This window comes from Vibrio sp. 03-59-1 (assembly GCF_013114135.1).
GTDB lineage: Bacteria > Pseudomonadota > Gammaproteobacteria > Enterobacterales > Vibrionaceae > Vibrio > Vibrio cortegadensis.
Genome location: NZ_VTYA01000059.1, coordinates 1 through 1,692, shown reverse-complemented (window position 1 = coordinate 1,692; position 1,692 = coordinate 1). Strand labels below are relative to the sequence as shown.

Genomic DNA, 1,692 nt, shown 5'->3' with positions numbered 1-1,692 from the left:
CAATACCAGTGGGGAATGTTCGAATATCAAAGGTTGACACACAATGCAGGGCTGGGGAAATTATGAGGGGATCCGTCAGCGCCCAATTAAGGTGCGACAACGCTGTAACATCCAAGCTAAGCCACTGCACCGTAAACACAAAATTCAAATCGGAGTGAAATCGGCAAGCGTTGGGAGTCACTCTTAAATTGTTTGTTAGTTGCCCTTACTCAAGGCTAGTGCTAACATTTGTACACACGAAAACTTAGGAGCCATTCATGGATACTAGAATTCAATTCCGTATTGATGACGAAATTAAACGCTTAGCTCAACAAATGGCGGAGAGCCAAGGTCGTACACTTAGCGATGCTTGCCGTGAGCTTACAGAGCAAATGGCGGAGCAACAACGAAAAACATTATCTCATGACTCTTGGATAACTGAACAAGTAAACTTAGCATTTGAGAAATTCGACTCCGGGAAAGCTACATTTGTTGATCATGACTCAGCAAAAACTAGAATGGCTGAACGAAAAGCTAAAATTCGCAATCGAGGCCATCAATGATTTTATGGGAAGAAGAATCATTGAATGATCGTGAGAAAATATTTGAATTTCTTTATGACTTCAACCCTGACGCAGCTGAAAAGACTGACGAAATCATTGAAGATAAAGTTGAAAACTTACTTGAACAACCTTTAATGGGTGTTCAACGAGATGGTATTCGAGGCCGATTACTAATTATCCCCGAAATCTCTATGATCATTTCATACTGGGTCGATGGTTCAATTATTCGTGTAATGCGAGTTCTACATCAAAAGCAAAAATTTCCTGCAAACTAATAGTTTCGCAGGGCAACTAACGCCGCGTTAAGTGGTGAGCAACGCATACCATTTCACCTAAAGTATTGTGCCGTAAACACTTAAGCCGAAGCAAACTGAAAATGCCGAGCGTTGGGAATCCGTCTTGAACGCTTTGTTAGGCTAAAAATCTGCGAGTAACTGTTTAGCTGTCTCACTTACCATTTCATTAATTTCACGCGAACCTTTTAGCTCCATTTCGATGACTGTTTTTAAACCAGACATGATATATATACCAAGCAGAATAACCATTTTAGGGTGCTTTAAAGCATTTTCTTGATAGTATGGTTTTGTATCGTCTTTCGCATACCAGCTTATAGTTTCAGCCCAAGCCTTTCTTTGGTTCTTATCTAATGAGTCTATGTGTTCTGCAAATGTGAAGTCTGTATTTTCAATACGGTGAGCCAAGTTGTTACGCAAAGAAGAGAGCATTTTAATAAATTTTCGTTCACTTGCGTCTAGCAGGTCTAAGTCCTTTGCCATTTTCAACTTGCCAGCCTGCTCATCTGACAAAGGAAGTCTTTCTATCGTTGGTCTAATACGATCATCGTCAATTTGAGTCAATAGTAACTCCGTAACCATCGCTTCAATAAAAGCATGCATTTTGATTACAAATGACCAATCATCATCTTCAAAAATTCGGAACAGGGTTTCTCTCTTTTGATCCAAAGCATAGAAAAGCTCACCATGACGCTTCAATAATAGCTTTTGAGCTTCCTTTTTCGATACATACATCGGACTTACCTCTTTTAGCCTAACGCCGCATTAAGGTGATGAGATGGTCTCCCCCTACCACTTCACATCGCTATCAGCCATGCTTGGAGTGTTCAGGTCCGAAGTAAAAGGAGAAGACCATG

General features: G+C 40.5%; 3 protein-coding genes. 2 read left to right on the top strand and 1 reads right to left on the bottom strand.

Features of this window, described 5'->3' with window-relative positions:
- The first annotated feature begins 257 nt into the window (after positions 1-257).
- Positions 258-542 (top strand): type II toxin-antitoxin system RelB/DinJ family antitoxin, encoded by a 285-nt coding sequence (locus F0249_RS19850; protein ID WP_017051427.1) that lies wholly within the window; start codon positions 258-260, stop codon positions 540-542.
- On the top strand, positions 539-817 hold the full coding sequence (locus tag F0249_RS19845; RefSeq protein ID WP_136996165.1) for a type II toxin-antitoxin system RelE/ParE family toxin: 279 nt from the start codon (positions 539-541) through the stop codon (positions 815-817). The genes F0249_RS19850 and F0249_RS19845 overlap by 4 nt, the downstream gene beginning before the upstream one ends.
- A 141-nt stretch (positions 818-958) precedes the next feature.
- On the opposite strand, the gene F0249_RS19840 is transcribed toward F0249_RS19845, so the two are convergent.
- Positions 959-1,570, bottom strand: a complete 612-nt coding sequence (locus F0249_RS19840) for a hypothetical protein (protein WP_171757625.1) — start codon at positions 1,568-1,570, stop codon at positions 959-961.
- Positions 1,571-1,692 lie beyond the last annotated feature (122 nt).

Excerpts from the sequence above, each read along its gene's own strand:
- F0249_RS19840 (WP_171757625.1), bottom strand. The coding sequence starts at position 1,570 with ATGTATGTATCGAAAAAGGAAGCTCAAAAGCTATTATTGAAGCGTCAT.
- F0249_RS19845 (WP_136996165.1), top strand. The coding sequence starts at position 539 with ATGATTTTATGGGAAGAAGAATCATTGAATGATCGTGAGAAAATATTT.
- F0249_RS19850 (WP_017051427.1), top strand. The coding sequence starts at position 258 with ATGGATACTAGAATTCAATTCCGTATTGATGACGAAATTAAACGCTTA.